We start from the raw sequence: 1,041 nt of genomic DNA, 5'->3' as shown, positions 1-1,041 counted from the left end.
GACGTGCGCCGGCCCGTCCGGCGCACGTCTTTTTTGTCCCCGCAACCCGACCTCAACCGTGAAAGCTTTCCTGCCGATCTTCCTCGCCGCCGCCACCTGCGCCCACGCGCAGGGCATCCATTTCTCCGACACCTTCGATCGCCCCGACAACCGCAACGTCGACGCCAGCACCATCGGCATTACCGACGGCACCGGATCGTCGCTGGCGGCGGACGCGGTCTATTCGCATCCCTTCCTCGACCCCAACAACGCAGCGCCCGCCTACGGCGTCCAGGACGGCAACGCCGGCAACGGCGGCGGCGCCCAGATCACCGGCAACCAGCTCCAGCTGGCCACCGGCAGCGGCACGTCGAACGCCTACCTCAACCACAACTTCACCAACGCCTCGATCCTCGCCGCCGGCGGTTTCTCGGTGTCGATCGACATCACCGGCTATGCCGGGGCCACCCGCCAGTTCGGCGGTGGCTTCGCCGTCGGCATGTCGCAGGCCGAGGCCGAAAGTGCCCGCGACGCGGCCGCCACCACCGACCCCAGCATGACCGGCGCCTTCGCCGCCGACCCATACGGGTTCACCGGCGCACCGGTGGCCCCGACGCCAACCAACATCGTCTCCGACTTCTGGGTAGGGGTCCGCGGCAACAAGTCGCTCGCCTGGGGCGGCAGCAACGGCACCGTGCTCGGCATCGGCCAGGACGGATTGGCCGCCAAGACCGGCACCCTCCGCGTCGACTTCACCCTCGACAGCTTCGCCGCCGGCAGCACGGTCGCCTATGAGGTCTTCTTCAACGGCGCGTCCCAGGGAAGCGGCAGCTTCCAGTGGAGCGGGACCAACGAGAACTTCATCGGCCTCGACGCCCGCGACAGCAGCGGCGTGGACTTCGACAACTTCTCGGTCACCACCGCCGGCACCTCCGCCACCCTCGCGGTGAGCCCCGCCACGGTCTCGCCTGACAATCCGGCCAAGAACGTCACGCTGTCCTGGTCGGCCGACGGCCTCCCCGCCGGTGCCACCTACCAGATCACCGCCGATCCGTCGGCCGG

At 69.4% G+C, this 1,041-nt stretch carries 1 protein-coding gene; it reads left to right on the top strand.

Annotated features, from left to right (window positions below; genetic code table 11):
- Positions 1-58 precede the first annotated feature (58 nt).
- Positions 59-1,041: hypothetical protein (locus tag IG178_RS12920; protein WP_193212979.1), on the top strand; the 983-nt coding region annotated here is incomplete at its 3' end.

Origin of the sequence: Neoluteolibacter marinus (assembly GCF_014904755.1) — a bacterium.
Taxonomy (GTDB): domain Bacteria; phylum Verrucomicrobiota; class Verrucomicrobiia; order Verrucomicrobiales; family Akkermansiaceae; genus Haloferula; species Haloferula marina.
The sequence above is the reverse complement of the archived record's forward strand: the minus strand, read 5'-3'. Positions and strand labels throughout refer to the sequence as shown.